The organism is Methylobacterium tarhaniae (assembly GCF_001043955.1).
Taxonomy (GTDB): Bacteria; Pseudomonadota; Alphaproteobacteria; order Rhizobiales; family Beijerinckiaceae; genus Methylobacterium; species Methylobacterium tarhaniae.
Genome location: NZ_LABZ01000041.1, coordinates 1 through 1,931 on the forward strand (window position 1 = coordinate 1; position 1,931 = coordinate 1,931).

At 55.7% G+C, this 1,931-nt stretch carries 1 protein-coding gene and 1 pseudogene; both read left to right on the plus strand.

The window, feature by feature from the left end:
• A pseudogene (locus VQ03_RS32805) lies at positions 1-831 on the plus strand (hypothetical protein); the annotation flags it as partial.
• A 13-nt stretch (positions 832-844) separates the two neighbouring features.
• On the plus strand, positions 845-1,879 hold the full coding sequence (locus VQ03_RS32810) for a beta propeller repeat protein (protein ID WP_157063994.1): 1,035 nt from the start codon (positions 845-847) through the stop codon (positions 1,877-1,879).
• Positions 1,880-1,931 lie beyond the last annotated feature (52 nt).

Sequence of the window (1,931 nt, forward strand, 5' to 3'; positions counted from 1 at the left end):
CGCCACGACGACGAGTGGTGGATGAACCACCGCAACACCTACGGAAAGCTGACCTACACCAAGGACATGGAACAGGCCGAGGTCGCGGATCCGCGTGCGATCGTGCCGCTGATGGACGACGGCCGGCGGGTCGGCATCGCGGCGCCCGAGGCGACCTCGTTTGCCGGCCCCGCCTCCTCGGTCGGCGCCGCCGGAGCGGTGATCCAGGGCGGGCGGATTCTGATCCCGCCGCTGATCAACGGGGCACGGGCCGGGGCGGTTTTGATCGGTGGCGTGCTGGTCAAGATCTTCACCGGGGCGCGTACGTCGCGAAGGCCGGATGAATGTCCCTGCGTCGTTGCTCCCTACCGGCAAATGTCGAAGGTTTGTTCGAAAGCTTGTATTGATGGAGAAGCGCATCACATCTTGCCCGATCAAGTCAAGCGCTATGGAAGTCGTAATGAGGGGATTATTGGCATAAAAAGAATCAATGGATTTGCGGGATATTGGGATGGCATGTCGATTTGCGTTAGGGGGCAAAAGGAGAATATAGGTTCAGAACACTGGGTAGCTCATCAGGTTGATCGAGAAATCGAAGAACTTGGCGATGATCATCCTGACACCCCATCATATCCCAAAGGAACCTCACCCATAAGAGAGATACGTCGGGTCAGCGAAAAACAAATGATCATTGCGCGCCGCAAGTGCGCATCACAAATAAAAGCAGGATTCGATCAAGAACTTAAAAGTGTAAATCCAAATATGCTCGGGCGTACATATGGAGATTCTCGATTTCCTCCATCCTCATACACAATTCCTGCTCTCGCTAATCAATCCTCTACTATACACTAAATGGAGCAAAATAATGAAAAATTACAAAATTCCTCGGACTTGCGCCATCACAGGTGATGTTTTTTATGCGTCCGGCATTCCAGAAGATAATGAAATTGACGATTCGTTTACCCGCATATATCAGTATAGCAAAGGTTTGTGGGATCATGCCGATGTTCCTATTTCTACTCAGCATATAGCCTTATATCATCGCCCTGAAGGGGGGCGAATTGCAGTCTACGTATCGTCTAATGGAACAATTTTCTCTCCCGAGCCTTCATTTAAGAGCGCGCCGATCATTGATGGCAGTTTGAAACTCAAGAAGAAGACCGGTCGTATCGCTGCCATTCGGCAAGCAGGGAGTGTGCTCTTGGCTTGCGGTGATAATGGGCAAAATTACCGTCGGTTAGAAGATGGTCGGTGGACTCCGCTCGATCTCTCGCTGTTCAATGACTACGTGGATCCAAATTGGGCCTTCGCCATCAAAGGAAAGGGAGCGACTTTCGCCGAGCTGGATGCCTACTGGGAGGCCCACCCCGACGAGAAAGCTGAGAGTGATCGTCGCCTCGCTCTCTTCACCGGCGGTCTGATGCTCATGAGCATCGACGGCAGCAGCGTGAACGACGTCTACATGTGCGGCCAGGACGGTGCCGTGTACCACTGGGACGGAACACGCTCCCAAAAAGTTCCCGTGCCGACGGCAGTCTTCCTCAACGACATCCTGGTGGACGATGCCGACACGGTCTGGATCTGTGGGCGCGAGGGAACCTTGCTGCGCGGCAATGCCCGCCAGGGCTTCACGCTCGTCCCCTGCGAGGGCCGACCGGATTTCAACAGCGTGACCCGCTTCAGGGACAAGATCTACCTGTCGAGCTATGCCGGTCCGCGCGGCGTCTTTGTCTGCGACGGCCGTATCCGGCAGCTCACGACCGGCCCGACCGCCGTGTTCAAGGACATCAACACGGTGGACGGCGTCGCGGAGGCGCTGTGGGCCTTCGGCCTGACCAGTGTCGCCCGCTTCGACGGTACGGCGTGGGAGCGGATCAAGCTACCGAAATGGTCTGGCTGAGATGACGATGACCCCTGCCCTGATGGACGAAGCGGTCCGGCGCATCAACTGC

What these genes read in the sequence shown, in the direction of transcription:
- VQ03_RS32810 (WP_157063994.1), top strand. Translation starts at nt 845, where the DNA reads ATGAAAAATTACAAAATTCCTCGGACTTGCGCCATCACAGGTGATGTT.